This window comes from Ferrovibrio sp. (assembly GCF_017994015.1).
Classification (GTDB): domain Bacteria; phylum Pseudomonadota; class Alphaproteobacteria; order Ferrovibrionales; family Ferrovibrionaceae; genus Ferrovibrio.
Genome location: NZ_JAGOLP010000075.1, coordinates 1 through 13,896 on the forward strand (window position 1 = coordinate 1; position 13,896 = coordinate 13,896).

Consider the following 13,896-nt stretch of genomic DNA (forward strand, 5'->3'; position numbering starts at 1 on the left):
GCCGAATGACCATGTCAGCCTGGTGGATGCGGCGATGCCCGGCATGCTGCCGGTGATCAACGGCTATTGCGTTGAACAGGCGGTGCGCACCGGCCTTGGCCTCAAGGCGCAGATCAATCTGCATTCGGTATTCGACCGCAAGAACTACTTCTATGCCGATTTGCCGCAGGGCTATCAGATCAGCCAGTATTTGCAGCCCATCGTTGGCAGCGGCCGGCTGATTCTGGACATGCCGGATGGCTCAAGCCGCGAGATCGGCATCACCCGGCTGCATCTGGAGCAGGATGCCGGCAAGAGCATGCACGACCAGTCGCCGAACCAGACCTATGTTGACCTCAACCGCTCTGGTGTGGCGCTGATGGAGATCGTGTCGGAACCCGACATGCGCAATGCCGAGGAAGCCGGCCTCTATCTCAAGAAGCTGCGCACCATCCTGCGTTATCTCGGCACTTGCGACGGCAATATGGAAGAAGGCTCGATGCGCGCCGACGTGAATGTCAGCGTGCGCAAGCCCGGCGGCCCGCTCGGCACGCGCTGCGAGATCAAGAATGTGAATTCGGTGCGCTTTGTGATGCAGGCGATTGAATACGAGGCGCGGCGCCAGATCGATATCATCGAGGGCGGCGGCAGCATCGCGCAGGAGACGCGCCTGTTTGATACCGGGCGTGGTGTCACCCGCTCGATGCGCTCGAAGGAAGAGGCGCATGATTACCGCTACTTCCCAGATCCTGACCTGCTGCCGCTGGAACTGGATGCGGCCGAAGTGGCGCGCATCAAGGCCGACCTGCCGGAGCTGCCGGATGAGAAGAAGGCCCGTTTCATCGAGAAACTGGGCCTCTCGCCCTATGACGCCGCCGTGCTGTCAGCCGAAAAGGAAGCCGCTGATTTCTACGAGGCGGTGGCCAAGGGCCGCGACGGCAAACTCTGCGCCAACTGGGTGATCGGCGATTATTTCGGCTTCCTCAACAAATCCGGCCAGTCGATGGCGGATTTTGTCATCACGCCGGAAAAGCTTGGCGGCCTGATCGACCTGATTGCCGACAACACCATCTCCAACCGCCTGGCCAAGGATGTGTTCGCGCTGATGGTGGAAAGCGGCAAGGATGCCGCCACCATCGTGGACGAAAACGGCATGCGCCAGGTGACCGATACCGGCGCCATCGAAGCCGTGATCGATCAGGTGATGGCCGCCAATCCAGACAAGGTGGCGGAATTCCGCTCCGGCAAGGACAAATTGTTCGGTTTCTTCGTCGGACAGACCATGAAGGCTTCCGGCGGCAAGGCCAATCCGGCTGCGGTGAATGAGTTGTTGAAGAAGAAATTGGCGGGTTGATAAAACCCGCGTGATATGGGGTTGACCGGTGCGGGGCAATGGCTACCTTCTAGCCATGTCGCACCGGTCGCTTTTGTTCGTTTTCGCCTTGCTGCTGCTGCCTTTCATGGCGGCGGCGCAGCCTGTTATAACGGAATATTCCGAAGCTGAATTGATCACCGAGCGCAGCAGCATCGCGCCGGGTGAGACGATCCAGGCCGGTTTGCGGCTGAAGCACCGCGAACATTGGCATTCCTACTGGCGTAATCCCGGCGATTCCGGCTTGCCGACCGAATTGACCTGGAAGCTGCCGCCGGGCTGGCAGGCCAGCGCCATCAACTGGCCGGCACCACAGCGTTTCATCATTCAAGGATTGGCCAATTACGGCTATGAAGGCGAGTTTGTGCTGCCGGTGATGCTGACTGCACCGGTCGATGCGCGGCCGGGCGAAACCGTGCCGGTATTGGCACAGGCAAGCTGGCTGGTTTGTGAAAACATCTGCGTGCCGGAAGAGGTTGAACTGAGCGTGGTTCTGCCGGTGCAGGCCGCGCCAGGCAGTGTTGATCCGCGCTGGAGCAGATTATTCGAGACGGCAGCCCAGGCGCAGCCGCGCCCCAGCCCCTGGGCCGCCAAGGTGGATGGCGATGCCGAGCGGCTGCGGCTGTTTGTTGCTGCCACGGGCCTGGAAGCCGGCCGTTTCAGCGATGTGTTTTTCTATGCTGATGATGGCAATGCCGTGCAGCATGCCGCGGCGCAGCCGGCGCATTTCAGCCCCGATGGTCTGACTCTGGAGGTGCAGCGCGGCATTGATCGCGGCAAGCCGGTGGCGGCGTTGTCGGGTGTGCTGGTGCTGACCGAGAAACTGGACGATGGCATGATTGTGCGCCAGGCTTTTGCCATTGCCGCAGCGCCGGGCATTGTGCCGGCTGTGGCCGGCGGCACGGCCATGGCGCTGCCTGCCGCTGTGGACATATCGGCCTGGGAAGCGGTTTTGCTGGCCATGCTGGGCGGCCTGATCCTGAATATCATGCCCTGCGTGTTTCCGATCCTGTTCATGAAGGCGCTGGCCTTTGCCCGGCTGGGCCAGGCCGAGCGCGGCGCGGTGCGGCGCGAGGGGTTGGCCTATACTGCCGGTGTGCTGGCGACCTTTGCCGCCCTGGCTGCTGCCCTGCTGATATTGCGTGCCGGCGGCGCCGCCATCGGCTGGGGTTATCAATTGCAAAGCCCGGCGGTGGTGCTGGCGCTGGCCTATCTGATGGCGCTGATCGGCTTCAATCTGGCCGGGCTGTTTGAAATCCGCCTCAGCGCCAATCTGGGTGGTGGTCTGGCCGGGCGCGGTGGTTCGGCCGGCGCCTTTTTCACCGGTGCGCTGGCGGTGCTGGTGGCCACGCCCTGCACGGCGCCGTTCATGGGGGCGGCGCTTGGCTTTGCGCTCACTGCGCCGGCGCCGCTGGCCCTGGCGGTGTTTTTGGCGCTGGGCCTGGGCATGGCCTTGCCCTTCCTGCTGTTCAGTTTGGCCCCGGGCCTGGCGCGTTTCCTGCCGCGCCCTGGCGCCTGGATGACCACTTTCCGGCAAGCGCTGGCCTTCCCGATGTTTGCCACGGCGGCCTGGCTGATCTGGGTGCTGGCGCAGCAGGCCGGGCCGGATGCCATGCTGGCCGGCCTGTTCGGCATGCTGCTGCTCGGCTTTGGTGCCTGGGCCTTGGGCCATGCCGAGCGCCGGGTCTGGATCGGGCGCGGCATCGCCATGCTGGCGGTGATCGGCGCATTGCTTTTGCTGCGCGTGCCGCAGGAAGCCGGCGGGGCTCAGGCCGGAAGTGTTTCGGATAAGGCGATGCCGGGGCCGGGGCGCAGCGCGGTGCAATGGGCGGCCTTCGATGCCGCCCGCATCGCCGAGGCGCGCGGCAAGGGCCAGCCGGTGCTGGTGAACATGACGGCGGCCTGGTGCGTCACCTGCCTGGTCAATGAAGGCGCGGCGCTGTCTTCCGAAACCGTGGCGGCGCGCTTGCGTGAACGCGGCGTGCTGGCGCTGAAAGGCGATTGGACAAGGCGCGACCCGGCGATCACGCGCTATCTCGGCAGTTATGGGCGCTCCGGCGTACCGCTCTATGTCCTGTATCCAGCCGATCCGGCGGCGGCGCCGGTATTGCTGCCGCAATTGTTGACTGAAAGCATCGTTCTCGACGCACTGAACAAACTCTGACCAAGGAGGCATTACAATGCTGCGACGTACCCTGCTTATGGCTGGCGCCGCTTTGGCCGCTGGCCTGATTGCCCTGCATGGCGCCGAGGCCGAGCCGCTGGCCAGCCCGGGCAAGCCGGCGCCGGATTTCCGCGCCATGGATGTGAATGGCAAGCCGGTCAAGCTGTCGGATTTCCGCGGCAAGACCGTGGTGCTGGAATGGACCAACCATGAATGCCCGTTTGTGCAGAAGCATTACAATTCGGGCAACATGCAGGGCTTGCAGAAGCTGGCGGCAGGCGAGGGCATTGTATGGTTGACATTGCTCTCCTCGGCGCCGGGCACGCAGGGCCATGTTTCGGCCACCGAGGCCAAGCAGCTTAATGCTGAGCGCAACGCCGCGCCGGGCAATGTGCTGTTTGATAATGATGGCAAGATCGGCCGCATGTATGGCGCCCAGACCACGCCGCATATGTATGTGATCGATCCCAAAGGCGTGCTGGCCTATATCGGCGCCATTGACGACAAGCCCTCGGCAAATCCGGCTGATGTGGCGACGGCGCGGAATTACGTGCGCGACGCGCTGGCTGCCGTGAAGGCCGGCAAGCCGATGGACCCGGCACTGACCCGGGCCTATGGCTGCTCGATTAAATACAGCAGCTAATAAAGCCATTTTTCTGCCGTTTTTCGGCTTTACACCTCGGAATCGCTAAAGTGATTCCGAGGTGTTTTGATGTTTATGCGTCTTCTGGCGTTTGCCTTGAGCCTGCCAATGCTGGCGGCCTGCTCCTCCTTGAAGGAAACCGATACCGGCCGCACCGCCACCGAGCAGATGCTGCATTCAACGGCCGCCGACCGCGCGGCGCAGCAACTGGCGCTGGCGATCCCGCCCGGCACGGCGGTGTTTGTGGAAGAGCGCTATGTTGACGGGCAGGACAGCAAATATGCCGTGGCGGCAATCCGTGACCGCATCCTGCGTCGTGGTGCCCGGCTGGTGGAGGAACGCGGCCAGGCCGAGATGGCGGTGGAGCTGCGCCTTGGCGCCCTGGCCATCGACGATAACAACACGCTCTTCGGCATGCCGGATTTTGGCGTGCCGATCCCGCTGGCGGGTAATGTGAACCTGCCGGAAATCCCGCTGTTCAAGAAACGCACCCGGCAGGGTGTTATCAAGCTGGCGGCCACCACGCTGGATGCCAAGACCGGCAGCCTGGTGCAGGCCGGCGACCCGGTTTATGGCTTTGCCCAGAAAACCGATTGGGGCCTGCTGATCTTCTTTTCCTGGAGCGATAACGACCTGATGCCCGGCGAGCAGAATCAATGGGTGGGCCGATGATGCAGCAGGGCTTGACCTTCCCATCTGGTAAGCCCCAGCTTTAAGCATAGAGAGTATTCACAAGGAGTTTTGCCATGCTTACCCTGATCCTGCCCGGCATGACCTGCGGCGGCTGTGCCGCTGCCATCCGCCAGGCCCTGGCGCCTTTGCCCGGCATTGCGGCGGTGGAGATTGATCTGAAAGACAAGCGCGTGCAGGTGGCGGGCGAGGCCAAGCCCGAGGCGGTGCGTGCCGCCATCATAGAGGCCGGCTTCGAGATTGCCGCCTGATGCTGCTATGATGCCGCCATCGGAATCGTATTGAGGGCGCCATGAATTTGATGGAAGCCACCATCTTCGCCATTCTGGTGAGCACGCCGCAGCCGCCATTCCAATGCAAGATGACACCGGATGAGAAGATGGCGATTTGCAGCAACGATCTCACCATCAGCGAAGGTGAAGGCGGCAAGCTGACCTTTTCAAACAACGTGACGGTGGAAAAGAATCGTAAGCGCGAACTGGTTTTCTCCAATGGCCTGAGCAGCCGTTTCGACAGTTTTGGCTGGCTGCGTTTTTCCAATGACTATGCCATGCGCCGGGTTGATGGCGACGTGTTTCGCGTTTCCCCGCCAGACCGCAAAAGCGACATGCATTGCCGCTACACGCAGCCGAAATTTGTCGTGCGCTGCTCGCCGGTGTGAGCGGTGGGCTCAATCAGCGCGGGCCAAAATTATCGAACCAGTATTTAACGCCGGGGCGTTCCTGCATGCGGCCATACCAGGATTGCAATGCCTCACATTGCAGCGGTATGGGCAGATTCACGATGCTGGCAAAGATCAATCCGCCAATAACGGTGATATCTGCCATTGAAAAGCTGTCGCCGGCGATGAAAGGCTGCTGCTGCAACACCCTATCGAAATACTGCATGCCCCTCAGCGCCCTGTCGCGCTGACGCAGGCCCCATTCGGGATTTTGATAATGCTCCACCTTTGGCCCCAAGCCTGGTGTGGCATGATGGAAATACACACTGATGGCATCGAGCAGTTCAAGCTCGGCACGTTTATTCATCATGTGGATCATGCCCTTTTCCAGCGGCGTAGCGCCGGTCAGGCTGGGAGGGGAATGCAGGTTATCAAGATATTCCGTGATTGCCGTGCATTCTGCGATCAAGCTGCCATCCCGTAATTCCAGCACCGGCAATGTGCCGGAATAGTTCAGGGCGAGAAATGCCGGGGTCTTGTGTTCGCCCTTGCGCAAACTGACGGTGACGAATTCGACGCGCGATAGCAGGTTCTTTTCCGCCAGAGCGACACGAATGCGGGCTGGATAGGGGCCGGTTGGCCAATCGTAGATCCGCAGATCCTGAGGCGGGGTGTTCTTTTCAAGGATTTCTGAGAAATTCATTAACTACCTGCCAGTTGGTAGGTAAAAAGTAAAGCTGCAAATTTCCATCGTCAAGCGTAAACTACCATCTGGCAGGTAGAAAAAGCCGAATTGAGAGCACAATGAATCTGAATTCCAAGGAGGCCATCCTGGCGGCGGCTAAACAAACTGCACAGGCACATGGCTATGGCGGGATCAATTTTCGCGATCTCGCAGATCAGGTTGGTATCAAGGCCGCCAGTGTGTACCACCATTTTCCGAGCAAGGCCGAGCTGGGGGCCGCAGTGGCCAGGCGCTATTGGCAGGATTTGGCGACGGTGCTGGATGCGATGCTGGCCGAGGCGCAGGATGCGGCTGCTTGCCTGCATCGGTATCCAGGGATATTCCGCAGGGCGCTGGAAAATGGCAACCGCATGTGCCTGTGCAGCTTCATGGCGGCGGAATACGACGATCTGCCGGAAGCCATAAAGCTGGAAATCCGCGCCTTTGGCGATGTCAATGTGGCATGGCTCAGCAAGGTATTGGCGGCTGCGGGGCAGGGCCCTGCCGAGGCAAACCGGCAGCGAGCGCAAGCGATCTACGCGGCGATCGTTGGCGCCCAGCTTATAGCCAGGAGCCAGGCAAATATTGTGCTCTACGATCAGTTGATCGAAAACTATCGCGCAGCCGGGCTGCTGCCGAATTAGCGTCAGCGCTTGAGGTCGATCAGCCGGCTCAGCATTTCGTCGGCAGCGGTGATCACCTGGCTGTTCATGCCATAGGCCTGCTGCGCCTGCACCAGGAAGGTCATCTGCTCGGCCACGTCGACTGTGGATTGCTCCACCGTGGTCGGGATCAGCTTGCCGATGCCAGCCGCGTTGTCCGGATCATCGATATTGCCATAGCGCACCGCGCCTGAGGCTGCGGTGGCCAGGAAGGTGGTGTCGTCGAAGCGGTCAAGCCGATCCGGCTCGCGGAAATTACCCAGCGAAATCTGGAATTCGGTTTGGGTGCGGCCATTGGCATAATTGTAGATGATCTGGCCCGCCGCATCGATTGAGACATTCTTGAACTCGGCCCCCGGCAGGCCATCCTGAGTGTAATCCACGTTGGTTGGTGTACCATCGGGGGTGTTGTATTGCGTCAGGCCCGATGTGGCGCTGGCATTGAAGCCGCCATTGAAATTACCCAGATTGAGTGTGATCGGCTGCGCCGCACCACCGAATTCCGGGCTGATGCTGATTGTGGCGGCGCCGCCGGCCGTGGATGGGCTGAGGGTTACAGCGCCATCGGCGGTGGTGATGCTTTGCAGCCGGCCACTCTGGAAGGGCGGTGTGGTGCCATCGGCGAAAGTGACGGTCATCGGGCCAAAATTGGTCTGCCCGGTTTCACCGGCATTGATTTCCAACTGCCATTCATTGGCCAGGGTGCCCTTGGTCCAGACCACTTCAAAGTCATACTGGCCGGAAACCGCCGTGGCGGTGGCATCGTTCACGGCAACGGCATAGCGCGAAACCGCGCCGGCGGCGGCATTGGCGGGGAGGTTGGCGGTGAAATTGACCTCGGTGGTGGCAATGGCATCAATCGGCGAGTCATCCACCTTCAACAATTGCGGATTGGTGCTGCCGGTGGCGCTGGCCAGCAGGTAATAACCATTGGAATTGACCAGATAATTGCCGGCATCAAGATGGAAGTCGCCAAGCCGGGTATAATAGGTGGTGTCGTCCACCTGCACTGTGCGGTCGCTTTCGCCATTTACCACACGATCAACCACGCTGGTGGGGCGGCCGACCGGGAAGAAGCCGGCGCCGGTGACGGCCACATTGGTGGTTTGATAGGTTTGCAGATAGTTGCCCTGGGCGCGGTTCTCGAACCGGGCTGAGGCCGTGACGCCGCCATGTTTGGTGCTGTCGATCACCGGGCTGTCGCCAAGCAGCTTGTTATTCACCAGATCGGAAAAGGCGGTGTTGACCTCTTTGTAGCCGTTGGTGGTGGCATTGGCGATATTATCGGAGATATTGCCGACCCAAGTGGCCGCCGCGTTGACGCCGAGAACTGCGGTGCCGAGTGCGCCAAAAAATGTCATGTGACAGGCCTCCGGATAGGCATGAACCAAGTGTTGGCTGGATCAGAGCAAGCGGCGTGCCAATCCTTAAGCCCTGAAAAACCGGCTTTTGGCCGCTGCCAGGGCCGCCAGCCCGGCAAAATCTGCCGGGTGGTCTCACCAGCCATGGCATTTCTTGCTGCCCAATCTTGCGTTCGGCGCGGGCTTGGCTTGCGGGCGGGCGCAGATGATAATGCCGCCAACCATGGCCGAGCCGCGACCCGATCCCCGAAGCCCAGACATCTTCACCCCAACCGGCGAATTCAGCGACCGCCGGCAGGAAATGGCGTTCCGCGCCTCGATCCGCGATGAGACGCGCGAGCTTGCCCGGCTGGCCGGCGCGGCTGCCACTGCAATCTATGTGCTGGCGATCCTGCGTGACTACTGGATGCTGGGATTTGTGCCGCTGTTCCAGGAATTGCTGCTGCTGCGTTTGTTCGGCTTGGCTGTTGGTCTGGGCTATCTCTGGGCGGTGGCGCGGGCTGTCAGCACCGACCGGCTGTTCACGCTGATTGGCATTGGCGAGCTGGCGCTCAACCTGCAAATCCTCGGCTCATGGTATGTCGCCGAAAGCGGCGGCCTGGGGCAATCGCCGCATATTGCCGCGGCGGTCACGCTGGCGGCGGTGTTCGGCTATTACCTGGTGGTGCCGAATGCCATGTGGGTGGCCCTGGCCAATGCGATGATGCTGTCGCTGGGTTTTCTGGCGGCATCTTACTGGATGTTTGGCAATGCGCCGGCCGAAATCTACCTGATGGCGTTGCTGTTGTTTGGCGTCAATGTCACCGGCGTGGTGGCGATGCGCAGGATCAAGCAGGCGCGGCGCGGCAATTATCTGGCGGCGCAGGAAGTGGCGCGCAGTTATGCCGAGCGCGATGCCGCCCTGGCGCAATCGCGCCAGCGCGAGGCCTATCAGGCCTGGGCGCTGGATGCGCTGCCGATGGGCGTGGCGCTGTTCGACCGCGAGATGCGGCTGCACACGGTGAACCAGCGTGCCCTGGAATTGCTGGAAATGCCGCCTGAGATCGCCCATCCCGGCACGATGCTGGATGATGTGATGCGTTTCCTGGCGCGGCGGCGCGATTTTGGCGAATATGGCTTCGATGAGATGCGGATGTATCTGCATCGGCTGGTGAGCGGCGAAACCAGTTCCCAGATTGCCCGCCACCGCCGCAGCGGTCGGGTGTTGGATTTCACCACCGGCAGTCTGCCCGATGGCAGCCTGGCCTTTGCCATCGCCGATGCCTCCGAGCGCGATGCCACCGACCGCCGCCTGCGCCATGCGGTGGAAGTGGCTGGCGACGGTTTTGCCATTTTTGATATCGATGACCGCGTGGTGATCTGTTCCAGCCGCTTCGCCGCCCTGTATGGACTGACGGTGGAGGAGGTGGTGGGCAAGCGCTTTGACGAGCTGCTGGCCATCGGCTACGAGCGCGGCGTGTTTGATCCGGCGGAAAGCCGTGCCGCGGATGGTGCGGTATCTGATCGTACGCTCGACCGTTCCTCACAGGTTGAGCGCACGGCTGATATACGCACGCTGAGCGGCGAGTGGTATCTGGTGCAGGAGCGCGTGACCCCTTCGGGCGATGTGGTGGTGGTGCGCTCCAACATCACGGCGCGGCGTCGCATCGAAGATGAGTTGCGCCGGGCCAAGGATGATGCCGAACGTGCCCTGGCGGAATTGAAGGAAGCCCAGGCCAGCCTGATCCTGGCCGAGAAGATGGCCTCGCTGGGTTCCATGGTGGCCGGCATGAGCCATGAGATTTCCACGCCGCTGGGCATCGGTGTGTCCGCCGCCTCGCATCTGGCGGTGGAACTGGAGCAATTGACCCAGCATATGCGCCAGGGCGCGGCTGACCCGCAGCGGCTGGCCGATTTTCTGGATACGGCGGTGGAAGCCACCCGTATCATGCAGAGTAATCTGAGCCGTGCTGCCCGGCTGATGCAGGCTTTCAAGCAGGTTTCCGCCGACCAGACCAATGATGCCCAGCGCGCCTTCGATATCGGCGCCTATCTGCGCGAAGTGCTGCTCAGCCTGGCGCCGGCTTTGCGCCGCACGCCGCATAAGGTGGAACTGGATTGCCCGGATGGCCTGATGGTGGAACACCGGCCCGGGGCGCTGAGCCAGATTATTGCCAATCTGGTGCTGAATGCCTTGCAGCATGCCTATGAGGGCCGCAGCCAGCCTGGCCGGATCCGCATCCGCATCGCGCCGGTGCGGGCCGACCGTATCGCCATTGATATCAGCGATGACGGCAAGGGCATCCCGCCGACAATCCTGCCGCGGGTTTTTGACCCGTTCTTCACCACAAGACGCGGCACCGGCGGCACCGGGCTCGGCATGCATATCGTGTATAATCTGGTGACCCAGGTGCTGGGCGGCCAGATCACGGTGACCAGCCGGCCGAACGGCGGCACCCGCTTCACCATCGTGATCCCGCTGGAGGCCCCGGCGAGAACCGCTTGAGAGCCGGCCTGGGGCGGCTTGAACATGGTCTCGGCTTCGCCCACACTCCGGCCATAGGCCATCCTCCAGGCTGCCCCCAGGGAGAATCCCATGATTGATCTGTATTACTGGCCAACCCCGAACGGGCATAAGATCACCCTGTTCCTGGAGGAAGCCGGTATTCCTTACACGATCAAGCCGGTGAACATCGCCAAGGGGGAGCAATTCGCCCCCGACTTCCTCAAGATCGCGCCCAATAACCGCATGCCGGCGATTGTGGACCACGCCCCGGTCGGCGGTGGCGAGCCAATCTCGGTATTTGAATCCGGCGCCATCCTGCTTTATCTGGCCGATAAATACCGGCAGTTCATCCCGCAAGACCCACGCGGCCGGATCGCCTGCACCGAATGGCTGTTCTGGCAGATGGCCGGGCTGGGGCCGATGTGCGGCCAGAACCATCATTTCAACCAATATGCGCCTGAGAAAATTCCCTACGCCATCAACCGGTATGTCAATGAAACCAATCGCCTGTATGGCGTTTTGAATCGACGGCTTGAAGATCGCGCGTTTATTTGCGGCGATGCCTACACGATTGCCGATATGGCTTCCTATCCCTGGATTGTGCCACATGAGCGCCAAGGGCAGAGTTTGGCTGATTTCCCCAACCTGAAACGCTGGTTTGATGCCATCTGGGCGCGGCCGGCTTCCAAGCGGGCTTATGAGAAGGGCAAGGCAGTGAACCAGGGTGTGCCGGTGATGAGTGAAGAAGCCCGGAAAGTGTTGTTCGGCCAAACTGCCGCAGTCGTTCAGAAATAAAAGGTAAGAATCTGATGTCTAAAGTAATTCTGGCTGAAACTGATACCCAGATTATGGCCTGTTTTGCCACCATGCAGGAATTGCGGCCGCATTTGAAGGATGCCGCCGAATTGCTGGAGCGGGTGCGCCGGCAGGAGCAGGAGGGTTTCCGCCTGGCCTATATCGAGGAAGGCGGTGAGGCCGTGGCCTGTATCGGCTTCCGGCGCCAGGAGCGCCTGGTGCATGGCCCGTTGATCTATGTCGACGATCTGGTGTCGCGTGCCGCCTTGCGCTCGCGCGGCCATGGCGCCGCTTTGCTGGATTGGGTGGAGGCGCTGGCACGCAGCGAGGGTCGCAAGGTGGTGGACCTGGATTCCGGCACGCATCGTGTGGATGCGCACCGCTTCTATTTCCGCCAGCGCTACGCCATATCCAGTTTCCACTTTCTCAAGAACATCAAATAGGCGAGATAAGACCATGATTGATTTGTATACCTGGGGCACGCCGAATGGCCGCAAGGTCTCCATCATGCTTGAGGAAACCGGCCTGAAGTATCAGGCTTTTCCGATCAACATCACCAAGGACGAGCAATTCGCGCCGGATTTCCTGGCGGTTAATCCGAACAACAAGATCCCGGCGATTGTGGATCATGCGCCGCCGGCCGCTTATGGCAGCGCGCCCTATAGCGTGTTTGAATCCGGCGCCATCCTGATCTATCTGGCGGAAAAGAGCGGCCAGTTTCTGCCCGCCGATGCCCGGGCGCGTGGCCAGGCGCTGCAATGGCTGATGTGGCAGATGGGCGGTTTTGGCCCGATGCTGGGTCAGACACATCATTTTGTCCGCTTCGCCAAGGAGAAGGTGCCCTATGCCATCGAGCGTTTCAGCACCGAAACCAAGCGGCTCTATGGCGTGCTGAATGCCCATCTCGGCAAGAATGAATACCTTGCCGGTGCGGATTACTCCATTGCCGACATGGCGACCCACCCCTGGGCCGGGCGGCATGAATGGCATGGCATAAATCTGGCCGATTATCCGCATGTGCAACGCTGGTTTGACGGCATCATGGCGCGGCCGGCGGTGCAGCGCGGCTATGAAGTGCCCTGAGGCGGGGCTTACCGATGTCGTTGCGGCTGAGTGTCTGGTTTGATTATGCCAGCCCGTATTCCTATCTGGCGGTGAGCCGGGTGGAGCGGCTGGCGGCGGCGCAATTGCCGGGCGCCGAGATTGACTGGCGGCCGTTTCTGCTCGGCCCGATCTTCCAGCGCCGTTCGTCCAATCCCAGCCCGTTCCAGGACGTGTCACCGGCCGAGCGCGGCTATCGCTGGCGTGATATCGAACGCCATGCCGCGCTCTATGCCATTCCCTGGCAGCGGCCGGCGCGCTACCCGCCGATGGGGCTGAATGCCGCCCGGCTGACCCTGGTGGCTTTGGCCGAGGGCTGGGGCGCGGCGCTGATCCAGGCGGTGTATCGCGCCGCCTTTGCCGAGGATCGAGACATTGCCGATATCGACGTGCTGCACAGCCTGGTGGCCGGCTTGGGCCGCGATGCTCCTGCCACGCTGGCGCGGGCGGGCTCGGCCGAGATTAAGGCCGAGCTGACCCGGCAGGTTGAAACCGCGATCAATGGCGGCCTGTTCGGCGCCCCCAGCTTTGTCGTGGGTGCCGGGCCGGATGGCACTGGTGGCGAGGTCTTCTGGGGTAACGACCGCCTCGAACAGGCACTGACTTGGGCAGCTAAACCATGGCTTTAGACGAAACCACCAAACCGCTTTATCCCAGCGTGGAACGGGTGCGCGCCGCGCTGGCGCCCTATGGCGCCGAAAACCGTATCATCCTGCTCGGCGACAGCGCCCGCACTGCCGCCGAGGCTGCGGCCGGTCTGGGCTGCCCGGTCGGCGCCATCGTCAAGTCGCTGGTGTTTGAGCATGCGGGCAGGGCGGTGATGGCGCTGGTGGCCGGCGACCGGATGTGTGACACGGCGGCGCTCGGCCGCGCGCTCGGCCTGGGTCAGCCGCCGCGCCGGGCTTCGGCTGAACTGGTGCGCGAAGCCACCGGATTCGCCATTGGCGGCGTCTCGCCCTTTGGCCATCCGGGCCGCTTGCCCATGGCGGTGGATGCCAGCCTGGCGCGGTTTGAACTGCTGCATGCTGCCGCCGGACACCCCAATGCAGTGTTTCCGCTCACCTATCAGGAATTACTCGCCTGGACCGAGGGAAAACCGGCAAACGATCTCGCGCCGGAACGTTGACACTGCCGCCGCAGCCCCTTAGAAGAGGCCCCGCATACGCCGTGTAATGTAAAACCCACTCGCGTGCGGAGGGGTGGCCGAGTGGCTGAAGGCGGCGGTTTGCTAAACCGTTGTACAGGGTAAACCTGTACCG

Annotated in this window: 15 protein-coding genes; 13 read left to right on the plus strand and 2 right to left on the minus strand. The window is 61.7% G+C overall.

Annotated features, from left to right (window positions below):
• The 6 genes from gatB to KBB36_RS19125 all read left to right on the plus strand — a co-directional run.
• Positions 1–1,333, plus strand: a 1,333-nt coding sequence (gatB, locus tag KBB36_RS19100) for an Asp-tRNA(Asn)/Glu-tRNA(Gln) amidotransferase subunit GatB (RefSeq protein ID WP_290984834.1), incomplete at its 5' end; no start/stop codon positions are given.
• Between the two features lie 55 nt (positions 1,334–1,388).
• Positions 1,389–3,515, plus strand: a complete 2,127-nt coding sequence (locus KBB36_RS19105; RefSeq protein ID WP_290984837.1) for a protein-disulfide reductase DsbD domain-containing protein — start codon at positions 1,389–1,391, stop codon at positions 3,513–3,515.
• Positions 3,516–3,531: 16 nt separating this feature from the next.
• Positions 3,532–4,158 carry a thioredoxin family protein gene (locus KBB36_RS19110; RefSeq protein WP_290984840.1) on the plus strand — a complete coding sequence of 209 codons (627 nt, stop codon included), beginning with the start codon at positions 3,532–3,534 and terminating at the stop codon, positions 4,156–4,158.
• A 69-nt stretch (positions 4,159–4,227) separates the two neighbouring features.
• A complete protein-coding gene (locus KBB36_RS19115) occupies positions 4,228–4,830 on the plus strand; it encodes a DUF6655 family protein (RefSeq protein WP_290984843.1) in 603 nt (200 codons plus the stop codon).
• Between the two features lie 74 nt (positions 4,831–4,904).
• Positions 4,905–5,099 (plus strand): heavy metal-associated domain-containing protein, encoded by a 195-nt coding sequence (locus KBB36_RS19120; protein ID WP_290984846.1) that lies wholly within the window; start codon positions 4,905–4,907, stop codon positions 5,097–5,099.
• Between the two features lie 41 nt (positions 5,100–5,140).
• Positions 5,141–5,509: a hypothetical protein gene (locus KBB36_RS19125; RefSeq protein WP_290984849.1), complete on the plus strand. Its 369-nt coding sequence runs from the start codon at positions 5,141–5,143 to the stop codon at positions 5,507–5,509.
• Positions 5,510–5,522: 13 nt separating this feature from the next.
• Here the strand turns inward: KBB36_RS19125 and KBB36_RS19130 are convergent, their stop codons facing one another.
• Positions 5,523–6,212 (minus strand): glutathione S-transferase, encoded by a 690-nt coding sequence (locus KBB36_RS19130; RefSeq protein ID WP_290984852.1) that lies wholly within the window; start codon positions 6,210–6,212, stop codon positions 5,523–5,525.
• Positions 6,213–6,313: 101 nt separating this feature from the next.
• Between KBB36_RS19130 and KBB36_RS19135 the strand changes: the two genes are divergently transcribed.
• Positions 6,314–6,877 (plus strand): TetR/AcrR family transcriptional regulator, encoded by a 564-nt coding sequence (locus KBB36_RS19135; protein WP_290984855.1) that lies wholly within the window; start codon positions 6,314–6,316, stop codon positions 6,875–6,877.
• 2 nt (positions 6,878–6,879) lie between these two features.
• On the opposite strand, the gene KBB36_RS19140 is transcribed toward KBB36_RS19135, so the two are convergent.
• On the minus strand, positions 6,880–8,256 hold the full coding sequence (locus KBB36_RS19140) for a flagellar hook-basal body complex protein (protein WP_290984858.1): 1,377 nt from the start codon (positions 8,254–8,256) through the stop codon (positions 6,880–6,882).
• 205 nt (positions 8,257–8,461) lie between these two features.
• Here KBB36_RS19140 and KBB36_RS19145 point away from each other — a divergent pair, with 205 nt between their 5' ends.
• From KBB36_RS19145 to KBB36_RS19170, 6 genes are all read left to right on the plus strand, one after another.
• Complete coding sequence (locus KBB36_RS19145; protein WP_290984860.1) at positions 8,462–10,741, plus strand: PAS-domain containing protein; 2,280 nt, start codon at positions 8,462–8,464, stop codon at positions 10,739–10,741.
• A gap of 90 nt (positions 10,742–10,831) precedes the next feature.
• Entirely contained in the window at positions 10,832–11,536 is a 705-nt protein-coding gene (locus KBB36_RS19150) for a glutathione binding-like protein (RefSeq protein WP_290984862.1), read from the plus strand.
• Positions 11,537–11,550: 14 nt separating this feature from the next.
• Complete coding sequence (locus KBB36_RS19155; RefSeq protein WP_290984865.1) at positions 11,551–11,979, plus strand: GNAT family N-acetyltransferase; 429 nt, start codon at positions 11,551–11,553, stop codon at positions 11,977–11,979.
• 13 nt (positions 11,980–11,992) lie between these two features.
• Positions 11,993–12,619, plus strand: a complete 627-nt coding sequence (locus KBB36_RS19160; protein ID WP_290984868.1) for a glutathione binding-like protein — start codon at positions 11,993–11,995, stop codon at positions 12,617–12,619.
• Positions 12,620–12,633: 14 nt separating this feature from the next.
• Positions 12,634–13,266 carry a 2-hydroxychromene-2-carboxylate isomerase gene (locus tag KBB36_RS19165; RefSeq protein ID WP_290984871.1) on the plus strand — a complete coding sequence of 211 codons (633 nt, stop codon included), beginning with the start codon at positions 12,634–12,636 and terminating at the stop codon, positions 13,264–13,266.
• Positions 13,257–13,763, plus strand: a complete 507-nt coding sequence (locus KBB36_RS19170; protein ID WP_290984873.1) for a YbaK/EbsC family protein — start codon at positions 13,257–13,259, stop codon at positions 13,761–13,763. Before KBB36_RS19165 ends, KBB36_RS19170 begins: the two co-directional genes overlap by 10 nt.
• Positions 13,764–13,896: the final 133 nt, after the last annotated feature.

Coding starts and splice junctions, on each gene's coding strand:
- KBB36_RS19105 (WP_290984837.1), top strand. CDS start 1,389: ATGTCGCACCGGTCGCTTTTGTTCGTTTTCGCCTTGCTGCTGCTGCCT.
- KBB36_RS19110 (WP_290984840.1), top strand. CDS start 3,532: ATGCTGCGACGTACCCTGCTTATGGCTGGCGCCGCTTTGGCCGCTGGC.
- KBB36_RS19115 (WP_290984843.1), top strand. CDS start 4,228: ATGTTTATGCGTCTTCTGGCGTTTGCCTTGAGCCTGCCAATGCTGGCG.
- KBB36_RS19120 (WP_290984846.1), top strand. CDS start 4,905: ATGCTTACCCTGATCCTGCCCGGCATGACCTGCGGCGGCTGTGCCGCT.
- KBB36_RS19125 (WP_290984849.1), top strand. CDS start 5,141: ATGAATTTGATGGAAGCCACCATCTTCGCCATTCTGGTGAGCACGCCG.
- KBB36_RS19130 (WP_290984852.1), bottom strand. CDS start 6,212: ATGAATTTCTCAGAAATCCTTGAAAAGAACACCCCGCCTCAGGATCTG.
- KBB36_RS19135 (WP_290984855.1), top strand. CDS start 6,314: ATGAATCTGAATTCCAAGGAGGCCATCCTGGCGGCGGCTAAACAAACT.
- KBB36_RS19140 (WP_290984858.1), bottom strand. CDS start 8,256: ATGACATTTTTTGGCGCACTCGGCACCGCAGTTCTCGGCGTCAACGCG.
- KBB36_RS19145 (WP_290984860.1), top strand. CDS start 8,462: ATGATAATGCCGCCAACCATGGCCGAGCCGCGACCCGATCCCCGAAGC.
- KBB36_RS19150 (WP_290984862.1), top strand. CDS start 10,832: ATGATTGATCTGTATTACTGGCCAACCCCGAACGGGCATAAGATCACC.
- KBB36_RS19155 (WP_290984865.1), top strand. CDS start 11,551: ATGTCTAAAGTAATTCTGGCTGAAACTGATACCCAGATTATGGCCTGT.
- KBB36_RS19160 (WP_290984868.1), top strand. CDS start 11,993: ATGATTGATTTGTATACCTGGGGCACGCCGAATGGCCGCAAGGTCTCC.
- KBB36_RS19165 (WP_290984871.1), top strand. CDS start 12,634: ATGTCGTTGCGGCTGAGTGTCTGGTTTGATTATGCCAGCCCGTATTCC.
- KBB36_RS19170 (WP_290984873.1), top strand. CDS start 13,257: ATGGCTTTAGACGAAACCACCAAACCGCTTTATCCCAGCGTGGAACGG.